The sequence below is a fragment of the Amycolatopsis sp. 505 genome (assembly GCF_031625235.1).
In the GTDB taxonomy this organism is placed as follows: Bacteria; Actinomycetota; Actinomycetes; order Mycobacteriales; family Pseudonocardiaceae; genus Amycolatopsis.
Genome location: NZ_JACKQP010000012.1, coordinates 222,413 through 243,206 on the forward strand (window position 1 = coordinate 222,413; position 20,794 = coordinate 243,206).

22 protein-coding genes are annotated in these 20,794 nt (G+C 67.7%); 5 read left to right on the top strand and 17 right to left on the bottom strand.

Features of this window, described 5'->3' with window-relative positions; all coding sequences use genetic code 11:
* Positions 1–64 precede the first annotated feature (64 nt).
* Positions 65–550 (top strand): SRPBCC domain-containing protein, encoded by a 486-nt coding sequence (locus tag H5965_RS38410; protein WP_310975957.1) that lies wholly within the window; start codon positions 65–67, stop codon positions 548–550.
* Positions 547–927, top strand: a complete 381-nt coding sequence (locus tag H5965_RS38415; protein ID WP_310975958.1) for a DUF1304 family protein — start codon at positions 547–549, stop codon at positions 925–927. The genes H5965_RS38410 and H5965_RS38415 overlap by 4 nt, the downstream gene beginning before the upstream one ends.
* A gap of 25 nt (positions 928–952) precedes the next feature.
* Here the strand turns inward: H5965_RS38415 and H5965_RS38420 are convergent, their stop codons facing one another.
* The gene (locus tag H5965_RS38420) at positions 953–1,747 is read right to left on the bottom strand and encodes a MerR family transcriptional regulator (protein ID WP_310975959.1); all 795 of its coding nucleotides are present in this window, start codon (positions 1,745–1,747) and stop codon (positions 953–955) included.
* 78 nt (positions 1,748–1,825) lie between these two features.
* On the opposite strand from H5965_RS38420, the gene H5965_RS38425 reads away from it, so the two are divergent.
* The 3 genes from H5965_RS38425 to H5965_RS38435 all read left to right on the top strand — a co-directional run bounded on the left by H5965_RS38425 (position 1,826) and on the right by H5965_RS38435 (position 3,899).
* Entirely contained in the window at positions 1,826–2,176 is a 351-nt protein-coding gene (locus H5965_RS38425) for a nuclear transport factor 2 family protein (RefSeq protein ID WP_310975960.1), read from the top strand.
* Positions 2,177–2,214: 38 nt separating this feature from the next.
* Entirely contained in the window at positions 2,215–3,045 is an 831-nt protein-coding gene (locus H5965_RS38430; protein WP_310975961.1) for an SDR family NAD(P)-dependent oxidoreductase, read from the top strand.
* A gap of 518 nt (positions 3,046–3,563) precedes the next feature.
* Positions 3,564–3,899 (top strand): hypothetical protein, encoded by a 336-nt coding sequence (locus tag H5965_RS38435; protein ID WP_310975962.1) that lies wholly within the window; start codon positions 3,564–3,566, stop codon positions 3,897–3,899.
* 243 nt (positions 3,900–4,142) lie between these two features.
* Here H5965_RS38435 and H5965_RS38440 read toward each other — a convergent pair whose 3' ends face one another.
* The 16 genes from H5965_RS38440 to H5965_RS38515 form a co-directional block, all read right to left on the bottom strand.
* Entirely contained in the window at positions 4,143–5,309 is a 1,167-nt protein-coding gene (locus tag H5965_RS38440) for an argininosuccinate synthase-related protein (RefSeq protein WP_310975963.1), read from the bottom strand.
* Positions 5,310–5,352: 43 nt separating this feature from the next.
* Positions 5,353–6,660 (bottom strand): ATP-grasp domain-containing protein, encoded by a 1,308-nt coding sequence (locus H5965_RS38445; RefSeq protein WP_310975964.1) that lies wholly within the window; start codon positions 6,658–6,660, stop codon positions 5,353–5,355.
* Positions 6,660–7,286, bottom strand: a complete 627-nt coding sequence (locus H5965_RS38450; RefSeq protein WP_310975965.1) for a 2OG-Fe(II) oxygenase — start codon at positions 7,284–7,286, stop codon at positions 6,660–6,662. Before H5965_RS38450 ends, H5965_RS38445 begins: the two co-directional genes overlap by 1 nt.
* Positions 7,287–7,315: 29 nt before the next feature.
* Positions 7,316–8,563: an MFS transporter gene (locus tag H5965_RS38455; protein WP_310975966.1), complete on the bottom strand. Its 1,248-nt coding sequence runs from the start codon at positions 8,561–8,563 to the stop codon at positions 7,316–7,318.
* A 34-nt stretch (positions 8,564–8,597) separates the two neighbouring features.
* Positions 8,598–9,197, bottom strand: a complete 600-nt coding sequence (locus H5965_RS38460) for a (d)CMP kinase (RefSeq protein WP_310975967.1) — start codon at positions 9,195–9,197, stop codon at positions 8,598–8,600.
* Positions 9,188–9,577, bottom strand: coding sequence for an adenosylmethionine decarboxylase (speD, locus tag H5965_RS38465; RefSeq protein ID WP_310975968.1), 390 nt, complete (start codon positions 9,575–9,577; stop codon positions 9,188–9,190). Before speD ends, H5965_RS38460 begins: the two co-directional genes overlap by 10 nt.
* A gap of 30 nt (positions 9,578–9,607) precedes the next feature.
* Positions 9,608–10,645 carry a bis-aminopropyl spermidine synthase family protein gene (locus H5965_RS38470; protein ID WP_310975969.1) on the bottom strand — a complete coding sequence of 346 codons (1,038 nt, stop codon included), beginning with the start codon at positions 10,643–10,645 and terminating at the stop codon, positions 9,608–9,610.
* A gap of 7 nt (positions 10,646–10,652) precedes the next feature.
* On the bottom strand, positions 10,653–12,641 hold the full coding sequence (locus H5965_RS38475) for a carbamoyltransferase C-terminal domain-containing protein (protein ID WP_310975970.1): 1,989 nt from the start codon (positions 12,639–12,641) through the stop codon (positions 10,653–10,655).
* A gap of 104 nt (positions 12,642–12,745) precedes the next feature.
* A complete protein-coding gene (locus tag H5965_RS38480; RefSeq protein WP_310975971.1) occupies positions 12,746–13,591 on the bottom strand; it encodes a TauD/TfdA family dioxygenase in 846 nt (281 codons plus the stop codon).
* Between the two features lie 251 nt (positions 13,592–13,842).
* Complete coding sequence (locus H5965_RS38485; protein WP_310975972.1) at positions 13,843–14,667, bottom strand: phytanoyl-CoA dioxygenase family protein; 825 nt, start codon at positions 14,665–14,667, stop codon at positions 13,843–13,845.
* Positions 14,664–15,218 carry an adenylyl-sulfate kinase gene (cysC, locus tag H5965_RS38490; protein WP_310975973.1) on the bottom strand — a complete coding sequence of 185 codons (555 nt, stop codon included), beginning with the start codon at positions 15,216–15,218 and terminating at the stop codon, positions 14,664–14,666. The genes H5965_RS38485 and cysC overlap by 4 nt, the downstream gene beginning before the upstream one ends.
* A gap of 26 nt (positions 15,219–15,244) precedes the next feature.
* On the bottom strand, positions 15,245–16,090 hold the full coding sequence (locus tag H5965_RS38495; protein ID WP_310975974.1) for a hypothetical protein: 846 nt from the start codon (positions 16,088–16,090) through the stop codon (positions 15,245–15,247).
* The gene (locus H5965_RS38500; protein WP_310975975.1) at positions 16,087–17,385 is read right to left on the bottom strand and encodes a diaminobutyrate--2-oxoglutarate transaminase family protein; all 1,299 of its coding nucleotides are present in this window, start codon (positions 17,383–17,385) and stop codon (positions 16,087–16,089) included. The genes H5965_RS38495 and H5965_RS38500 overlap by 4 nt, the downstream gene beginning before the upstream one ends.
* 62 nt (positions 17,386–17,447) lie before the next feature.
* Positions 17,448–18,089, bottom strand: a complete 642-nt coding sequence (locus H5965_RS38505) for a 2OG-Fe(II) oxygenase (RefSeq protein ID WP_310975976.1) — start codon at positions 18,087–18,089, stop codon at positions 17,448–17,450.
* 55 nt (positions 18,090–18,144) lie between these two features.
* A complete protein-coding gene (truD, locus tag H5965_RS38510) occupies positions 18,145–19,167 on the bottom strand; it encodes a tRNA pseudouridine(13) synthase TruD (protein WP_310975977.1) in 1,023 nt (340 codons plus the stop codon).
* Positions 19,168–19,170: 3 nt separating this feature from the next.
* Positions 19,171–20,604, bottom strand: a complete 1,434-nt coding sequence (locus H5965_RS38515; protein ID WP_310975978.1) for a hypothetical protein — start codon at positions 20,602–20,604, stop codon at positions 19,171–19,173.
* Between the last annotated feature and the right edge of the window lie 190 nt (positions 20,605–20,794).

The following is a 20,794-nucleotide window of genomic DNA, read 5'->3' on the forward strand; positions in this document are numbered from 1 at the left end:
CTTCAGCCACACGAAAAGTTCTGCTACAGTAATTTTATAGCCACTGAACCTTAAGGAGCCCATCGTGTCCGAGATCCACATCGTCCGCGACTACCCGCACTCGGCCCTGAAGGTCTGGCGCGCCGTGACCGACCCGGACCTGATCCCGTACTGGACCTCGACCGGGAAAGGCGCCCGCGCCGTCGGGTTCGAACCGGTGGCCGGGAACAAGTTCCAGTTCGTCGCCAAGCCGATGCCCGGCTGGCGGGGCATCGTCGACTGCGAGGTGCTGGAGGTCCGCGCGCGGGAACTGCTGCACTACACCTGGGTCGGCGCGGAAGGGGAGCCACCCAGCCACGTCCGCTACCGGCTCGAACCCACCGCCGGAGGAACCCGCTTCACCTACCACCACACCGGGTTCACCGGCGTCGGCGGGTTCGCCATGGCCAAGCTGCTCGGCGCGGTCCGCACCAAGATGCTCACCGTCGGCGTGCCCGCCCTGCTGGCCGAGCTGGACGAGACCGGCGCGCTGCTCCCGGACGCGCCCCTGCGGCTGACTCGCTCCCGATGAACCTCCCCGCCCAGCTGTTCGCGCTGGCCGCGGCGCTGACGCACGTGTGGATCTTCACGATGGAGAGCGTCCGCTTCGGCCGCCCCGAAGTGCACGCCATGTTCGAGGTGCGCGCGGCGGATCTCGCCGCGGTCCGCCCCTGGGCGTTCCACCAGGGTTGCTACAACGCACTCCTGGCCCTGCAGGTGCTCGCCGGGCTGACCGCGGCCCACGCGGGCGCGCTCGCGGCGGGCCGAGCCCTCGTCCTGGCGGCCGGTGTGTCCATGCTCGCGGCGAGCGTGGCACTGATCGCCTTCGACCCCCGCCGGGCGCGGATCAAGGGCCTGATCGGCCAGGGCGCCCCCGCCCTGGCCACCCTCGTCGCCCTGTTGACGTGAGTCGCGAGGGAAGCGAACCGCGTCTTCAGGTGACGCGGAAGACCGGCCAGCCGATCTCGGTGCGCCACGCCGCGGGATCGCCGGTGTCACGAGGGCCGACGGCGTAGACCTCCCGCACCGGCCCGGCCACCGACATCGCGTTCTCCACCACCCAGGTCCCGAGTGCGCCGTAGGTGACCTCGACGCCGTCGTGCTCGCCGACGTGGGTGGTGACGGCCAGTTCCGCGGCCGGAAGGACCGCGGGGTGCACGCGCCCGGTGCGAGGCGGCGCGGCGGTCGGCAGGTAGACGAGCGCGTGACCGCGCTCCTGTTCGAAGAGGGCGTTCTCGTAGCAGCCGCCCGGCGGTCCGGTCACGGCGTCGCCGACGGCCGCCTCCAGCTCGGCCATCGCGCCGGCGAACCAGGCCTCGACGTCGCCGTGCCCGACCACGGCCTCGACCGCCGCGACCGTCCGGGCGGGCTCCGCGCGCAGTTCGACGTCGATCGGCGCCGGGTCGGGCTGGAGCAGGCGCCGCAGCGACACGACCGCCGCGCGGGTGCGGTCGAGCACGTTCTCGAGGCGTTGCAGGTGGTCCGCGACCAGGGCCGCGCGGACACCGGGGTCGGGGGTCCGCAGGATGCGCTGCACGTCGTTCAAGGGGACGTCGAGTTCGCGGAGCCGGTGGATCACCTGCGCGATCGGGATCTGGTCGAGGCCGTAGTAGCGGTAACCGGTGGCCTCGTCCACCACGGCGGGTTCCAGCAGGGCCGCCTCGTGGTACCGGCGCAGGGTCCGCACGCTCAAGTGGGTCAGCCGCGAGAACTCGCCGATGCTCAGCATGCCTCCATCCTGGACTCTCTCCCCGGGGGAGAGTCCACGGCTTGACCCTCCCGCGCCGCGAGCTCACACGATGGGTTCATGACACAGCACACTGATCTGCTCCCGGCCACCGTGCGCGAGTTCCTCGCCGCCCACATCGCCCGCGACGCCGGCACCGCCTCGTCGTTCCTCACCGAGGACGCGGTGCTCGTCGACCAGGGCGAAACCTTCCATGGCCGGGAGAAGACCCACGCGTTCCTGCGGGACGCCGGATCCGAGTTCGAGTACACGACCGAGCAGATCGGCGCTCGCCGCGTCGACGACGCCCACTGGGTGGTGACCGTGCGGCTCGAAGGCACTTTCCCGGGTGGCGTCGCCGAGCTCGACTACCGGTTCGCGTTGCGGGACGGCCTCATCGCCGAACTCGTCATCGCCAACCACACCGCCTGACCGAACCCACGCACGTCGATCTTGACTGGAGAAAAATCATGAAGACTTGGTTCATCACTGGTGGGACGCCCGGGGGGTTCGGTCTGGTCTACGCCGAGGCCGCACTGGACCAGGGCGATCGAGTCGCGGTGACCGCGCGTCGGCCTGCTGAGCTGCGGGAATGGGCTGAGCCTTACGGCGACCGCGTGCTGGTTCTCGAGCTCGACGTCACCGATGCCCAGCAGGTGCGCGCGGCGGTCAAGGCGGCGGAGGAGCGGTTCGGCGGAATCGACGTGCTCGTCAACAACGCGGGCCGCGGCTGGTTCGGCTCGATCGAAGGGGCCCCTGACGAGACGATCCGCCGCACGTTCGACCTCAACCTGTTCGCCGTGGTCGACGTGGTGCGTGCGGTCCTGCCGGGTATGCGGGCACGCGGCGGCGGCTGGATCGTGAACATGTCGTCGGTGGCGGGCCTGGTCAGCGCGCAGGGGTTCGGCTACTACTCGGCGGCGAAGTTCGCGGTCGAAGGACTGTCGGAGACGCTGCGGGTCGAGGTCGAGCCGTTCGGTGTGCGGGTGCTCGTCGTAGAGCCGGGAGCAACCCGCACCAAGGCCTTCGCCGGCTTCCAGGACCAGCCCGTCGACGAGGTCGTCGACGCTTACGTGCCGATGGTCGAGAGCGTCAAGGCGGCGTTCGTGGACCACAACGGCAAGCAAGAGGGCGATCCCGTGCGGGGAGTGCGAGCCGTGATCAGCGCGATGAACGCCCCCGTTCCGCCGCACCGGATCGTGCTCGGCAACTCCGGCTACGACGTCGTCACCGCGATGCACGAGAACGCCCTCGTGGAGCTACGCGCCAACGAGAAGCTTTCACGCAGCACGGACTTCTAGACCGCGTTCCAAGGTCGGGGCTGCGCGGGTGCGCTGCAATGAATGGTCGATCCGTTGTTGCAGCCGCTGGTCGGCATGAGAGTGCGTACGGACCGGTCGTGGTGGGTCTGTGCATCTGGATGCTGGCCGGCGGTGGCACCACCGTTGGGGTCAACGCCTCGTTGTTCGCAGCCTGGTGTGGGAGGTCGTTGTGGCGTGGGTGGAGCAGCGCGGCAGCAGGTCGTGACGCGTGAGATATCGGCGGACGATCGAGAGCTATCGGAGTTGGCTGCGGTGTCACACCTTGCCGAAGTTCGGGGGCCTGCCGTCGGGTGCGATCACGGCGCTGGGTGTGACCGAGTGGGCTCGGGAGCTGGAGCGAGCCGGTTCCGCCCCGTCGACGGTGAGTTCGCAGGTGAACCTGTTGTCGATGCCGCTGGCCGACGCGGCCGATGAGCGGCTAATCCCGTTCAATCAGGTGTCGGCGGAGGCGTCGTGGTCGACGGTCGCGGCGGGCGGTACCGGAGAGGATCTGGGCGATGCCGGAGCAGGTGGTGCGGATCGCCGAGCAGACCGGTCTGCTCGGCGGCCCGATCGCGCGGCTGCTGATCATCACGGCGGCGTGGACCGGTTGCCGGTGGGGCGAACTCGCCGGGCTGCACCGCGACAACGTCGACCTCCGACGCGGCGTGATCGTGATCGATCCGCTGGTGGGTGCGCTTCATGAGTCGGGGTCCATGCGGTGGCTGGGGGCGCCGAAGACCCGGGCCTCCGCCCGGACGATCGCGCTCCCGCCGTTCCTGGTCGCTGCTGCTCGGCGTCGTCCAACGAACTACGCCCCGCAGCGTCGGGTCGGTGCGACAGCAACGCGCTGAACACCGCACCCATCGACGTGCCAGCCAGCATCTTGTCAGCCGGCGGGTCGCGCACGGCGTGACCCGCACGCTGCTCGATGTTTGGCCCAGCTGATCACTCCGTCCTTCAACCGGAAGCCCCGTTGAGGGGGCGACGCGGTCTGGCATGCGTGGAAGTCGGGCCTGACGACCTCATGCCCGGCGGCGTGCATGCGATCCGCGGCACTCAGTTTCACTGGCCACGGTATTTGGCTGATCTCGGCATCACCACGCGGACACCGAGGTCGCTTCCCAAGTTTCACGGCTTCTCACGTACAATGGGCGCTCGGCGCGAATCGATACCACTTCCGCGCCGTGGCCGGAAAGCTCGAACATCACCGTGCCCGTCACCGCGATCCGGACGTAAGAGATGAAGGCTTGGGCGGCGTGCCGGAGGCTGCCGAACCATCGGCCTTCGAGCGCCTCCCGGACCCAAATCTGCTCCAAGGCCATCTTTTCGCGGATGGTCTCCGCTTCGACTGTCGCCGATTCCAGGTGCCGGTAAGCCCGCAGAAGAACCTCGGCCGCGGGCATCTCGCGCACTTCCAGCACCTTTGCTCCGGAGTCCAGGTGTTCCAGGCCACTGTACCGGCCGAGTCCGAACGCGCCGGCGATCCGGTTGAGTCGGTCGATCAGTTCGATCCCCCCGACGGCTTCGCCATCCAAAGCAACGGGGATGCCCTCTCGGAAGGAAAGCGAGATGATCTGGTCGCCGGCGGCCGGATCCGCGCGGCTCCACTTGTAGAATTCAGCTGGAGCGGCGAACCCTTCGGGGTCATCGAGAAATCCCGACTCGAATTCGCGGCACCACAGATTGCAGTCAGAGCTGAGCGCGCGGTCGGAGAACAGATCGATGCCGGCGCTCTTCAAGTCGAATTGCTTTTGAGCGCGCTGGACGGCCGACGCGTCGTAGGGGGATCCGAACTTGCCCATGAAGCCGAGGGTTCCGATGGCGCCGTTGATCCGGCGCAACGTGTTCTGCGAGCGGCTAGCCGTGTGCAAGATGGCTTCGGCGCCGACCTGCCGTGCGAGCCGCACCCCTTCCCGGGCGATCAACGGACGGGTGAGTGATGAGCTGATCGGATGGAGACCGAGGTAGATCGCTTGTGCCTGGATCGCCGGGAACACGAACTCGCTCACCAGCTCCGCGCGCCGGTCGATCACCTCCAGCCGGGCACCGAACTGCTCGCAAAGTGCCGCGGCGTTCTCGGTGTCGACGAAGTCGCCGAGCTCGACGACCAGTGCGGTGATGTCCCGGAAACCTCGCTCCGCCAGCATGAACAGCAGGTGGCTGCTGTCCAGGCCGCCGCTGAACAGGGTGACGACCGGTGCCGAGACGTCGAGCTCGACGGTGAGGTCCTCGACGCGTCGGACGGTGGGGAGGATCGACATGTTCACGTCCTGACTTGGCTCTGATGACGGGAAGGAGCGGAGGCTACGCCTCGTCGAGTCCGGTCCCCGCGGTCGCGAAGGCCGGGCGGATCAGCGGAATGCCCAGTCGCTCTTCGAATCTCGGGATCAGCTCGTCCGCTCGCCGCATCGCGTCGGCCCAGTCCTCGCCGAGAACCGCGAAGCGGCCGAGTACCTGCTGCCGTTCGACTGCGGCACCGGGCCGGATGCGGAAGTTCTCGAAGTTGTCGAGTGTGCAGGTGAGCCGCTCGAGGCTTGCCAAGTCGAGCTGGTCCGGGAGGGTTCCGCTCCGGCGGGGCATGAGCCGCCGCGCGGTGATCGTTCGGTGCCGCGGGACGGAGCCCGGGCGGGGGTGCTTTCCCAAGTGGATGTCGAGGATGTAGTCGCAGAAGTCCGTGCCGGTGAGCAGCTTGTAGAGCCGAGCCATCACCCCTCCCATTGCCCGTGGGTTCACCTCGACGAGTACCGGTCCCTCACCGGTCACGATCATTTCGACGTGGAACACGCCGTGGTCGAGCCCCACCGCGCGGCAGACCCGCTCTGCGTACGCGAAGCAGGCTTCCTCGTCCACGGAAGCGTGGTGGGCAGGCAGGACCGCACCCATTTCGATGCAGTCGTTCTCCGCCGCTCGTGACCGCCCGGTGATCAGGAAACGCCAGGTCTTCCCCCGCAGAACGCCGAGCTCGGCGGAGACCAGCTCTCCCTCGACGTGCTCCTCGACGAGGACCCCGTTGTCGAGCAGCCGCCGCACGAGTTCGGGTGTGCGCCGGTCCGCCGCGGCGGCGAAGATTTCCTCCGCCGCTGCGCGGACCTCGGCGGGCCGATCGGCCCGGGACGCCATGATGCTGTCCGTACCGCTGACCGGCTTGACGACGACGGGGTAGCCGATCTTCTCCGCCGCACGCAGGACGTCATCGGTGTTGTGGGCGACGGCGAACCGGGCGGAGGCGAGTCCGACTTCGTTCAGCAGCTGCCTGGCCAACGCCTTGTTCCGGACATTGCGGACACCTGCGGTGCTGGTGAAGGGAAGTTGCAAGCGCTCGCACGCTTCGGAAAGCGCCGGCAGCACCGAGTCGTACTGCCCGACAACCCCGTCGACCGGACGTCGAGCGTGTGCTTTCCCGATCGCATCGGTCAGCGCGTCTGCGTCGAAGGCGTCGGGAATTTCGATGACTTCCCCGACCCGGTCCAGCAGTGCCCGGAACTCGTCGTCGACGGCGTAGTAGTGCACCGACATCCCGCGCACGAACGTGACGTAGTGGCCCCTTTCGACAGCTCGCCGGATGGTGTGCAACCCGGCCTGCGTCGCATCGCCGAAGAGCACGTGCGCCATCAGGGGCGCCAGAATTCCAGCATCATGACCAGCCGATCGGCGCGCCCGCCCGAATCGACCTGCTGGATCCGGTGCCAGGTCGAGGGGCCGGGGGTCATGGTCGTGCAGCGGCCGCCGATCGGGACGATCTGCCGGTCCGGCGACGCCGCGGGTTCCTTGGCGGAGTAGAGCTGGTAGTTCCCGCCGAAACCCTCCTCCCAGAACTCGTTGAGGTACAACGCGAAGGTCAGAGCCTTCTCTTCTTTCCCGGTGTCGATGGTCGTGTAGTCACCGTCTTCGAAGACGTAGAGCCCCACGGTCTGCGGGCACGGGGCAAGGTCGATTTTGACGTTCTCCGACAGCCAATGCCGGAAGTCGGAGCTCAACACACTGTCGACCAGCTTCGACCACGGAGGCGCGAGCCGGTCGGCGACCGGTGCCCGCACGCTCTCGAGTGCGACTTCGGAACGCCACATCCGGTACTCTTTGCGGTGTTCAGAGCCAGTCTTGATTTCCCGGCTGTAGATCTCCCGATCGGGGAGGACGGCGTTCAACGCGCTGATGTCCTCCGGCGAGACCAGGCCTTCTCCGAGGTAGTGCAGGAAGGGCTTGTCGAAACGTTCGAGGCTGATTCCCGTGTTGATCATCGTTCACTCCTGATCTTTCGCGATGGATTTCACGGTTCGGTGGTCAACGTGCCGTCAGTGACAACTTGGTCGTAGGCCCGGGTCAGCCCGACGAAGACGGCGAGTGCGGTCGTGGCGAGTGCGGCGGCCAAGAGGGCGAGCCCGGGACCACGCGCCTCAGCGAGCGCACCCGCGATGGCGGTCCCGACCGGCCGCAGCCCGGTGGACACGGATTGCACCACCCCCTGCACCCGGCCCTGCATGTCGAGGGGGATGGCGATCTGCACCTGGCTGTCGGCGAGAACCGCGGTGAGCATGATCCCGGCGCCGACTAGGAAGCCGGCGACCAGCAGTGTGGTTCGCGCGTCGGCGAGCGAGGCGAGCAGCTCGCCCCCGGCGAGGCAGCCCAACGTGCAGCACATCACCCAAGTGCGGATGCGGAGACGGCGTCCGAGCTTGCTGGCTGTGATCACGCCGACCACGAGCATGCCGGCTTGGAACGCAGAAAGTGACAGGCCGTAGAGGACCGCGCCGCCTTCTCGGCCCAGCACCGCGGCTTGCACCGGAATGGCGAGTGAATACATCGACAACGCCGAGTTGGCCACACCCGTGATCAGCATGCTGGCCCGGGCTGGTTTGCAGCGCCGCAGCACGACCAGGCATTCGCTCAGCCGCGCCTTCTTCTGACGGTTGACCGGCGCTCCGATCGTCCGGGAGTCGAGCCGGCGCAGCAGCAGCACCGCCGTACCGGAGAGGAGGAACGAACCGATGTCGACGACGAGCGCGCCGGACAGGCCGAATCCGGCGACCGCGATCCCACCGAGCGTCGGACCCGCCAGCATCGCGGTCGTGCGCACGGTGTCGAAGACGCTGTTGGCGCGGGGCACGTCGACCCGGCTGACAATGCGGGGGATCAGCGCGAGTACCCCTGGTTTGGCGATCCCCGTGCCGATTCCCATCAGCAACCCGGCTCCGGCCAGCAGCGCGAGCCCGGCCGATCCGGTGGCCGCCGCGATGGCCAGGAGGCCGCCGAGTACAGCCGCTCGCCAGCCGTCCGCGATGACGAGCAGCCGCAGCAAGTCGCCTCGGTCGATGAGCACCCCGGCCCACGGTCCGGTGAGCAGGATGGCGACAGTCGTGCAGATGGTGACGACCGCGAGTGCGCTCGCCGAACCCGTCCGCTCCAGCACCCACCAGCTCATCGCGATCAAGTAGATGCCGTCGCCGACGGCGGACAGCGCGAAACCGCCCAGCAGGAGCAAGAAGCGTGAATTCCACAGCTTCGTTTCGTCGCTCACCGAACCGGAATCTCCCCCATGATGTGGTCTGTACCTACCGACGCTGCGGCTCGCCGCTCGACGTGGCCGCTGCGAAAGGACCGCGAAGCCAGGCGTCGACCTCCCGCTGACCCCTCAGACGGACGATCACCAGTCCCGGGTGGTTGTCTTCGGCGATGACGCGCTTCACCCGGTTCCGGATCTTTTCGTGGTAGCGCCAGGACCACTTGATGATGTGGTCGGGGTCGGTGAAGAACGTGCGGAGCGGTCCTTCCTGAAGGCCGTTGGGCAGTGGCGAGCCCCCGAACCTGCGGCGCACGGTGCGGCGGACCACCCGTGATGTCACCGTCACGCGCGAATGATCCAGCCACACCAGTACCTGAGCCCGTCCGGTCATCTGCTCGCGGACCTCTTCGCCCTGCCATTCGATGGCCCATTCGGGACCGGCGATGAAATCGAGCACCTCTTCCTGCCAGGTCTCTCTGACCGTCCATTCCGGACCGTGATAGAGCGCGTCCAGTTCGACGTAGGGAATTTCGAGCCGTGCGGCGATGGTCCGGGCGAGTGAGGATTTGCCGGAACCGGAGGGGCCCGCGACCGTGAACCGGCGGGGCTGGTCGATGGGCAGGGGGTCGTCGAAGTTCACTAGCTGCATTGCGCGATCCTACAGTTTCCCGAGGCTCCCGATTCGACCGTCGATCGCGACGACGTCGGCGGGCCAAGACGTGTTACTTCTTGTACCTTCACCTCACCGGCCCGCAACGCGGCCAGCACGGGTGCCACGGCGTCGTCCACTTCGGCGTCGGCGCGGCAGGTGAACACGTCGATGTGCGCGAGCCCGATTTCCGGCCAAGTGGAAACCGTGATGTGGGATTCGGCGAGCACGATCACCGCGGTCGCCCCGTGCGGCTGGAATTGGACCGGCAGCTCACCCAGCACCGTGCAACCGAGCAGCGCGGCTGTCTTCCGCATGGCGCCGACGAGTTCGGTCGTGCCGAGGCCTGTGAGTTCGCAGCCGGTGACGTCGTAGACCATATGAATGATGGGACTCCCCTTCCTGCGTGGTCAGGCCGGGCCGGGCCGGTAGAACATCGCCGGTTTGCCGCTGTCCACCCACTTCATCATTTCGGCTTCGGCCTCGCGGCCGGCGCCTTTGACGAACCGGACGAGCGATTCCGTGAACGAAACCGCCTCGTCGTCGTCCTCAGGCGAATAGAACGCTTCCTCCTCCGGCGTGAGCGATCCCGGCTGCCTCCGGTATTCGTTGAACGCGGGCACGACGTCGGTCAAGACCCAGTCCAGGTCCAGCGCGGCGCGCTGGAAGATGAACTGCCCGACCGGGTGGGAGTGGCTGGGGTTGACGAAGGAGTACAGCACTCCGCTGGGGCGCAGGAGAGCGATACCGCGTTCGAGGAAGACCTGGTAGAGCTTGCGCGTGGGATCGCACAAGTAGGTGTCTGCGGCGCCGGCCAGATCAGCCGGGACTTCGTCGTGGGCGTCGTAGACTCGCACTTCCACGTTCTCGGCACCCAGCCGGGCGACCCGGTCGGTGATGAACGCGACCAGCTGGGGATCTGCCTCCAGCACCACGAGCTGCGCGAAGCCGCCGATCAGGCACAACGCGAGACCGGTCAGGTCGTCGTCGCCGAGCAGCACGATCTTCTTGCCGTGCACGTCGCCCCGGTAGGCGAGGTAGAGCGCGCGCAGGAGCGAGGTCCGCAGCGAGACGTGCCGCTGCTGGAACTCGTGTTCCTCGCTCGGCCTACCCTGAGCGACGTCGGCGAGCCGGTCCAGCAGGGCCCGGCCCTGCCCGCTATGCAGGAAGGCCTCGTGCGGGTTGAACAGTGTCGCCGCAAGCTTGCCGATCTCCGGCGCGGTGGCTTGCGGCGTGCGGTAGTGATCGCCGTCGCGGGACACCTGGCCGCGTTCGATGCCGAGCGCCAGCAGCGGAATGAGCTGGCGGTCCGCACGCATGGTGTGCCTTAGCAGCTCAGGGATGGTGGACGGGCCCAGCCGGTCGAGGACGGCGACGATCTTGGCGAGTTGCTCGAGCTGTTCCCGCCGCTCCAGGTCGTTCGTGGTGGTCGTCTGCTGAATGGTCATCGTTCCCCTATCGGTGTGCCGCGGCGTGGCCGGCGTCGAAGATGTGCTCCTGCCCGAAGTCGGCGAACTGCAGCGCGCTCCGCCGCATCGCGTGTTCGGTGTGCTCGCGCAATCCGGGTTCGTTGTTCAAACGGTGTTCCACGGTCGCGAACGCGCCCGCGGCGCCTTGCTCGGTCCTGATGTCGAAGCGTGCCCCGAGCTCGAAATCGCGCAGGAGCAGGTAGAGGTGCAAGTCGGGCAGGCCGTGGGGGTTCGCCTCCGCTCGGACCGCTGCCGAACGTTCGACGGGAGACGCCACGAACGGCTCTCTTGTTCGCGGCCTCGGCCCGGGAGCCGGGAAGGCTTCGAAATCGGTGAACACCACCCGCCGCCCGTTGAAGTACGCGATCGGGACTCGTCTGCGCAAGCAGAAGGTCACCGCCTCGGCGATGGTGTCGACGATCGGCTCGCCCTTGTCGTTGAGCGAGGTGTTGCACAGCATCGGTACCCCGGTCCGCCGGTGGAACGCCGCGATCAGGGCGTACAGCCGCGGGTTCTGGGCCGGGTTGACCGACTGCACCCTGGCCGACTGGTCGAGGTGGGCGACCGCCGGGATGCGGGTGCGCCGGTCGTCGCGGATGGTGAAGGTCTCCAGCATGTACGGCGACGGCCGGGAGTCGGCGAACCAGTCGGTCAAGTGCTCTTCCAGCACCACCGGCGCGACCGGGCGCCACCACTCGCGTCGTTTGAGTTCGTTGAGCGCAGTCTTGGCGGCCGGCGAGGTGGGATCCGCCAGCAGGCTGCGGTTGCCCAGTGCGCGTGGTCCCGTTTCCGAACGTCCCGCGAACCAGGCGACCGGACCGTCGAGGATGTCGTCGACCACGACCTCGGGACCGGCCGGGGAGACGTCGACGATGAAGTCGGCGAACTCGGCCAGCGCCTCGTCGACATCGTCGTCGGCGCGGCCGAGGTAGGCGCCCGGAAAGGTGAAGTCGAACCGGGCACCGCCGGTTTTCTTGTGGAACGCGGCGAGCGCCATGCCGATCGACTGGCCGCCGTCGCTGACGCACGGCGGCGCCAGCAGACCGGCGAAGCCGTACTTCAGCATCAGGTGGCTGTTGGTCGGGCAATTGAGCGCATAGCCGCCGGCTAGCGCGAGATGCGTGGTACCCGGGTCGAGGGCGAAGCGGTCCACGGCGCGATCAACGTTGCGCTCCATGATCATGACTGAGATGCCTTGCACCTCCTTCATGACGGCGCTGATCAGGCTTTCCTCTTCGGTGAACCGCGGGTCGCCTCCCGCGGTGTCCCGCACCTGCTCATGGATGCGGTCGAGGGCTGCCGGTGCCTGGGCCATGCTTTCGAAACCGCTGAACGCGAACTCGTCGAGGATGGCCTCTCGGTCGCAGTTTCCCTCGGCATCGGTGGCCGTCGCGAGCGCCATCAGCGTGCCTTCGCGCAGCCGGAACCGGTCCTTGGCCGATCCATAGAGGGGGCCCGGCGACTCGATCGGGAAGAATTCGACGGATCCCGCACGGGCGACGGCCCCCGCGAACCAGCAGGTCTTCCACCGGCGGTCGAGCAGCCGATCGGGGCCGCGGTCGACGGCCATGCCGAGAACCGTGCCGTCGAAGAACACGTCGCTGTCGAGGAGCATGGCGCTGTAGAGGTGGCCGAGGCTGTGGTACGCGAGATCCGGGTGTTCCGCGACCAGGTGGTAGTCGTCGACGGTGGCGAGCCCCGGAGTGCCCCAGATCTCGGTCATGTCGTCGAGCGTCAGGTCGAAGTCGGCGAGCAGGACGTTCAGGAACGAGCGCGCGTCGTCGAGGTGGGCGAACGGCGTGCGGTGTTGCTTCTGCCCGGTCAGGCGTTCCAGCTCCCAGTGACCGAGCAGAGTTACCGCGCGGCCGTGCTTCCGCCACAGCGAGACGTTGTTGTCGTGCCGGTAGGCGACGTTGACAAGCCGATTCAGGCCGGCGCTGTTGAGGTACGTCGAAAGGTAGAAACCGTCCTGCATCGGCCACCTCCTTGATGTCGTCGTTGTTCACCCCGGCCCTGCCGGCCCGGCCGTCGCTGGCCGAGCCGGCAGGGTGACGCTCACTGCCCGAGGCAGTTCTCTAGTCAGATCTCCGCTGCGATGTGCATGTTGAAGATGCGCCGCTTGGACACGAGCTGGTTGCCGTCGGCGTCCTGCGCGTAGGCGGGAAACTCGCGGCGACCGTGCGCGGTCCGGTGGTTGTCGAGAACGACGAGGTCACCCTTCTCGAGAGCGAACTCAAACTTCTCGGCGTTGAGCGCCTGGTCGAACATGTGCAGCGCTTCGATCTGCTCGGTGGTCAAGTCCGCGTTCGCCGCGTGCTGCTTGATCCGCCGCCAGTAGCGGAAGCTCCACGTACCGTCGGTCGCCCTGGTCAGGAACGGGTCGACACGGGGCGCGTCCTCGGGGAACTCCGTGCTGATCGGTGTCCGCAGCAGCACCGAGAGCGCGGCCTCAGCTGCCTCGCTCCCGAACATGTCGGACATCCTGGCCACCGCGTCGTCCACGCGAGCGAACTGCGACTGGCCGTTGTCGGTTTCGCCTTCGGTCACCGGCAGATCGCTCTTCTCCACCATCAGGAGCAGGTGGATGCGGGGCTCGGCGGCCGCGTGCGAGCCGGCGGTGTGCATGGTGAGCTCGCCGCCGCCCTTCTTCTGGTGGGTGATGTCGTTGATCCAGTACATCGGCTCGTCCGGCTTCAGGGAGCCGTCGTCCAGCACGCCGGGTTCCGGCTTGCCCAGCTGCTTCGAGAAGGCGACCAGCGAGGCCGCTTCGGCGGGGAAGCCCCGCACGATGACGATGCCTTCTTCCCGCAGTGCCGAACGGACGGTCTCGATGGCATCGGGTGTGGCGACGCCGGTGCCGTCCCCGGTGTAAGGAACTGTGCGCACCACCTCGGTCTGTGGACGGGTGTCCCAGACAGCGGTCATTTCCTTTCCCCTTTCAGAGTGCGCGTGTTTTGCGATATCGTCTTGTTGGCGACGCACCGCGCCACGACGCGCGGGTAAATGACTGGTGTCGGAAAAGATGCTCGGAACGCCGAAAATCCGGGAGCTCGACGAGAAATCTGGCCAGATTCGTGGTGATTTCCCCCGGTCTCGCCAGTGCCGATTCGACACCACTCTCGACGTTACTGAATCGCCTGGTCATCGTCAAGGTTGAAAAACGATGTTGCCACACTTCAAATCTCATTCTGACCACAGTTTCCCGTCGGCCACACAATGGGGGTGAGCGGGTGTTCGAAAGTATCGTTGATCTTGATGGTCTTCATCTTTTCCGCGAGCCTCGCGGCCCATGGGACGCCGGTGTAGCGGGCGTCGGCGTCGAAGAGCACGACGGTGTAGCTCCAGCGGATCGCGTCGGAGGTGTTCGCCCAAGCGCCGTGCACCGACATGGCGTGGTGCGCGTACGCGTCGCCGGCACGCAAGGCCACTTGAGGTGAGACGGGGTATTCGTCGACAAGTTCGGGATGGCGGGTGACCGTGTCGTCGGCTTCGCCGTCGAACGACCGCCCGAGCAGGCCGGCCCGGTGCGAACCGCTCAGGTAGCGCATCCCGCCCCCGTTCGCTGGGATGTCCGCCAACGCTATCCAGAAGTTCAGTTGTTCGGACCGGTCGCGATTGGCGTAAGCGAAGTCCTGGTGCCACGGCGTCGGCTGGCCTCCGCCTTCTTCGGTCGGCATTTTCACGTAAACTTCGTCGCGCAGGAAGCGCACCGGGCGGTCACGCAGGAAACGGGCACCGATGCGCCCGACTTCCGCTGACGTGGCGAATTCCCAGAGCCGTTCACTTTCGTGGCCGGGTTCGTCGTAGGTACGCCAGATCGAAGACAGCCAGCCTCTGCCGTCCTTGTGCCGCTGCGCGTTCGTGCCCATGAGCCGGCGGATTTCCGCCGCGAGCGCGGCGAGCTGTGTGGGGCGGACGAAGTCGCGCAGCAACACCCACCCGTGTTCGCGGAAAGCTGCTACTTCGGCCTCGGTCACCTGGCGAACCCGTGGCTCGGTCATGACGGACGTCCCTTCCCCGAGATGGCCGCGACCTGGGCGCGATCGGTGACCAGTTGGAGCACCTCGCGCGCGCAAGCGTCGACAGTGTGAGTCGCCGTGAGCAGCCGGAGATCCGGCGCTTCCGGGCGGTCGTAGCCGTCGTCCACGCCGGTGAGCCCGGTCAGGGTGCCCGCTCGCTGTCGCGCGTAGAGGCCCTTGCGATCCCGCAGTGAGCAGATCTCGACCGGTGCGTCGACGTGCACCTCCAAGAAGCGGGTTCCCGCGCGCTCGTGGTGGGCCCGGACCGCGTCGCGCGCCACCCGGTGCGGTGCGATAACGGCGACGAGCGCGATGATGCCGTTGCGGGCCAGCAGCTCGGCCACGTAGCCGATTCGCCGGACATTGGTGATCCGGTCTTCGCGGGAAAACCCGAGTCCGGCGCAGAGGGTCCGGCGCAGTTCGTCGCCGTCGAGGACCTGTACGGCGAGGCCACGACTGGCGGCGAGCGTCGCGGTGGCCTCCGCGATGCTCGACTTACCCGCGCTCGGCAGGCCGGTGAGCCAGGCCGTCACGCCGCGTCCGCTTGAGTCTGTCGCCGTCATGTCGCACCTCCGGCGACCAGCAAGTTGGGGTCCTGGCGCAGGCTGGCGTGCAGCTTCGCCCAGGCTGCGACGTCGTCGGCCATTCCGGCTTTCTCGATCAAGACGTCCTCGACCTCCGGCTCCGGGTGATCCGGGGGCTCGATGCCCCGGCTGGCGAGAACCCGGCGATAGAAGGGGTCGTCCGCCGTGCGAGCGGCGCTCATCAACGTGCCGACCTCCGGCGAGACCAGCTGCAGCCCCGGACGGGGTTCCCAGACGTGTACCGGCCCGGACTCCGCCAGACCGAGCGCCGAGAGCAGCGCGGCCGACGTTCCCGCCGGGGCCGCACGCAGGTCGTCGGAGTCGATCAGCACGTAGCGCACGTCGTTCCTCCGGCACCACGTGACTTGGGTGGCCAGCGACGGCCAGCCACTCTCGAACGCCGGGAACCGGTCGCCGTCGTAGAGCTCGCGCACGATTCGCAGTCGCGACACCGTCGACTTCCGCGGGTCGCGGAGCACGAAGACGATCGGTGCGGTGGCCACCGCAGCAAGCTCGGCGAACTGGTCTTCGTTGAGCTGGAAGCTCATCTCTTTGACCAGCAGGCCGCTCCCACCGGGGACCTGGCGCAGCGGCACACGCTGTCCCCCGGCGATCGACATCGGGTTTCGCAGGCACGTCGCCACCGACTCGGCGCCCTGACCGCCCCAGTAGCGGGCTTCGTACGGCTCGTGGCAGTGGAAACCGATCGCCGGGTGCTGCCAAAGGAGCCTGGCCACCGGTGTCGAGCCGGTCCTCGGCGGTGAAACGAGCACGAGCCGGTGGCGGTAGACCCGGGACAGGTCCACGGCGATCGAGGTCATCGAAGCTCCTTCGCGGCGGCATCGACAGCTTCACCGAACAGGGCCATAGCGTTCGCCATGATGAATTCGTCGACGATCAACGGCGGCAGCATGCGGACCACGCCGTCGCCGTGCCCGCCGATCTCCAAGATGAGCCCGCGCCGCAACGCGTTCCGCTGCACCAACGCCGCCGCTTCCGCCCACGGCTCGCCGTCGGGGCGGCTGAACTCCACCCCGATCATCAACCCGAGCCCCCGCACGTCGGAGATGAGGCCGGAGTGCGCGCGCCGGACGGATGCCAGCGACTCGAGGGCTTGCCTGCCCCGGTCCCGCACGTTGCCGAGCACCCCGTCCCGCTCCACGAGCTCGAGGAACGCTGCGCCGGCCGCGAAAGCGAGCTGGTTGCCGCGAAAGGTGCCGGTGTGCGAACCCGGCCGCCAAGTGTCGAGCCGCCGGTGGTAGGCGATCACCGCCGCGGGCATGCCGACGCCGGACAGCATTTTCGACAGCACCACGACGTCCGGCTCGATGTCGTAGTGCTCGAAGGCGAACCACCGGCCGGTGCGGCCGCACCCGGTCTGCACTTCGTCGACGATGAGGGGGATTTGCAGCCGCGCGCTGACCTCGCGGACCCGGCGGACGAACGCACGGGGTGCCACCACATTGCCGCCTTCGCCCTGCACGAGCTCGAGCAGCACCGCGGCGGGTTTGCCGATGCCCGTGTGCGAACCGGAGAGCGCGCGCTCGACGTAGGTCGCGCAGTTCGTCTCGCAGGTCGACGGCGTCAAGCCAATCGGGCAGCGATGGCAGTAGCCGAAGGGCAGGAAGTGGACGCCGGGCATGACATCGGCCAGGTTCGTGCGTAAGGCGCCTTCCGACGAGGCGGCGATGGCGCCATGCGTCATCCCGTGGAAGCCGCCTTGGAACGCGACGACCTCACCACGTCCGGTGGCCTTCTTGCACAGTTTGATCGCGGCCTCGACCGCGTTGGCACCGGACGGCCCGCAGAAGTGCAGCCTCAGGTCCTGGCGCATCGACGTCGGCATGACATCCAGCAACTTGCCGGTGAAGTCGTCCTTGACCGCGGTGGGGAAGTCCAAGCCGTGCGCCAATACGGCGACCTGCTGCTGCACGGCTGCGACGAGTTCGGGATGACTGTGGCCGAGTGCGAGTACGCCGGCGCCGCTCAAGAAGTCGATGAAGACGTTCCCGTCCTCATCTTCGACGAAACAGCCGGATCCGCGCTTCAGTGCGATCGGGAGGCGCCGAGGATAGGAACGAGCGGCGGACTCGCGCTCTTGCTGGCGGTCCAGCAACCGCCGACTGCGCGGGCCCGGAAGTTCGGTCCGCACCGAAGGAACCCGGTCGACAGCGAGCACTAGTGCCGCCTCCCGCGGTTGTCGAGCCAGAATTCCAGTTGTACAGTCAGCCGGGTCTGCGTGCCGCCCGTGCGCACCTCGGACACCGCGTGCCAGGAAGTGGCCGTTGGCGGGAAAGCGAGCAGCTGCCCGCCGCGGGGGGCGATGCTGCGCACCGGGGGGACGGCTGGATCTTCGGAGGCGCGTACCTCGTAAAGACCGCCCAGTTCCTCGGGCCAATTCCGGTTCAGGTAGAGGATGGCGGTGAGCGCTTTGTCTGGCTTGTCCTTGTGCACGGAAATGTAGTCACCGTCGAAGTGGGTGTACACGCCGATGTCGGTCGGGAGCGCCCGCAGCTCGAGGCCGGTCCCCGCCTCGAGCCAGGTCACGAATTCCGGCGACCGCAACGAGGTGATCAACTCGGCCCACGGGGCGGGTACCGTGGCGGCAGCCGGGCACAGCTCGCTGTCCTTCTGCAGGTAGAGCAGGTTCATCGCGTACTGCTTCTCGTGCTCGGGGTCGAGCACCTCGATGCGTTCGAACCCTTCGGTGGGCGCGGAGTCTTCGAGCTTGGCCACCGAGTCAGGAGAGAGCACGTTTTCGGCTAGATGGATGGTGAACGGATCCGTGCTGTGAGCGAATCCGCGGTCGGTGTCGAGCATGCTTGGTTATCCCTTCACGACCGGTGGGCCGACGGACGGGTGGAAGCGTGCGGGTTCAGTCCCGGTGCGCCAGGAGCTGGCGTATGGCGGCCGTCGCGTAGCAGCCGGAGGGCAGGAAGAAGCGCGCGGTGATAGCGAACCGGCCGGGGTGGAACGGGTCGGCTTCGAGGCCGGATACCGCCACCACGGTCTGAACCACGGTAGGCCTGGTTGAAGCTGTCCCGATCGGCACGCCGTTCTCGAAGGTGTAGCGCCGGTAGGGAAGATCGGGGGCCACGGCCATGACCGCGGCACCGGAGCCGCGTCCGGTCGGATACAGGTAGGGCAACCCCTCCTGCTCGACCCGGATCCAACCGGAGCAGGTGCTTTCGACGAGGTTCTGCAAGGTCTTGTTCCACAAAGAAGACGAGTGTGCTGCGAGGTAGAACGCCACAGTGCGCGGATCGAGTTCGTGGTGGAAGTAGGCGGTGGCCTCGCCGGTCCACGCCCGTGCGGAAGCGCTTTCCGGAGCCCGCAGCTCCGCAAGCTCCCGGAGCGCGGTGCTGTAGTCGCCTTCGAGCAGAGCCGCGCCGACGAAGTGCGTCCGTTTGGGGCCGCCGGGGACGCCGAACCGCTGGGTGTCGTAGTAGTTGAGAAACAACAGGTTGATCTTCCGTCGATCGGCCAGCTCCGCTGCGGTCCCTTCGGGTAGGTTGCGCACCACCACCCGGAACCCGTTGCCCTCCAGCCCGCCGATGCGCAACGGGTCCGCGCCGTAGCCGTAGTGCTGCAGGCTCAGCTCCCCCTCATCGGTGGAGATCGACGGCTCGATGTCCTGGCCCGTCAACGTTCCCACGGGCAACGCGACGAGCTGCTCGGTGACGCCGTCTTCGTCCTTCAGGCCGCCGTACGTGATGTCCGTGGCCGGCAGCCCGAGGCGGTCGGCGATGAGCCGGACGGCTTCCATAGTGGTGTAGCCGGACTTGCGCAACAGCAGGTAGTGGTGGCTTGCGTCGGCGTGGTCGACGAGCGCGGTGACGAGGTTCTCCCGAACCAGGAAGTCGGCGGGATGGTGTTTGAGCACGGCCGTGTCGAGCATGGGCTAATTTCCTTCCTCGACGGGCTTGGCAGGTTCGGCGGCTACGTCGGCACCGAGCGCTCGCAAACGGCCGGGCAGGTCGGCGTAGCCCCGCACGAGATGATCCGTGCCGGAGACCCTGGTGGTCCCGGGTGTTGCGAGCGCCGCCAGCAGGAGCACGGCCGCGGCCCGCAGGTCTGTGGCGTGGATCGCCCGCTCGGCGGCACTCGGCGTCCAGGGTCCGGTCAGCCGTAGCGACCGCCGGTTCAGCTGGGCGTCGACACCCAGTGTCCGTAGCCCGTCGAGGTAGCCGAACCGGTTGGCCCACACCGTGTCGGTGACGGTCGAGCGGCCCGTGGCGTGTGCCGCGAGCAGTGCCAGGAACGGCTGGCTGTCGCTGAACACACCGTGCGAGCCGACGACGAGGTCGATCGGCTTCAGCCCCTCGGCCGGGTGGGCGACAACCGCGTCCGCCTGGAGGTCGATGCGCAGGCCCAGCTGCTCGAACGCCGCGAACTCCGGGGCGAGTGCCCGCGTGGCGCGTGCCATGCCGCGTCCGGTGACCCGCAGCGGAGCGCTGCCGAGCACCGCGCCGGCGCAGATCCACGTGACGACCTCGATCAGGTCCGGCACCAAGGTGTGCGACAGCGGGGTCCGGAGGACGTCGGGGCCGCGGCCGTGCACCACGATCTGCTCCGGCGAGGCCACGTCGATGTCCGCGCCGAGCCCGCGCAGCACATCGACCAGGTCGGTCACGTCCGGTTTGGGGTACGGGTGCCGCAAGACCGTTGTGCCGTGCGCTACCGCGGCGGTCAACAGCGCCGTCTTGGTGGCGCCGGAGTACAGCGGACCACTGCGCAAGCGGCGATCGGCGGTGTAGTCCAGCAGGTCGATTCGGCAGCCGGTCAGCCGATCGGCGGTGACATCGAGACCGCCGATCGGGCTGGGCTCGACCATCGCGCCGAACCGGCGGAACACGTCGGCGTACTGCTCGACCGGCCTGCCGCCACCGGGATCGTTGCCGATCCGGCAGCCGCCCGCGTTGGGGATCCAGCCGGCTCCGAAACGTCCTAGCAGCGCCGGGACGAGGTAGACGCTGCCGTGGATCCGGCTCGCGAGGTCCGGGTCCAGCGCCGCGGTGGCGACACCGCTGCCGTCGACGACGAGGGTGCGGCCGTACAGGTGCGCACGACCGCCGAGCGCGTTCACCAGCCCGGCAAGCACCTGCGTTTCCGAGACGTCCGGGCAGTTCGCCACCGAGACCGGTGCTTGCCCCGCGAGCGCGGCGGCGACCACGGTCACCAGTGAATGCTTGAAGCCCTGTGTCGCCACCGCGCCGGCGATCCGGCGCCCGCCATTGACGGTCAATACGGTGTCGGCTTGATTTGCTGTGAGCACGCTACGCAAGGCACACAATTTGGCCCCCCTCCCCGAAGGCTTGCTTCTCAAGCAGTACACGAACCAATGAGGTGGATCAAGGGGTTGACGCCCTCATTTGCGCCGTGCTGTACTACGGATCGCGCTGGGAGGGCGCTCGCTAAGGTGGGGCAGCGTTCAGCGGCAGTCCAGATTGATTCGACGTCATAGACGCGCGCTGATTACGCACCGGCTTCGAAGGTCTGGCATTGTGCCGCGGCGACACTGGGTC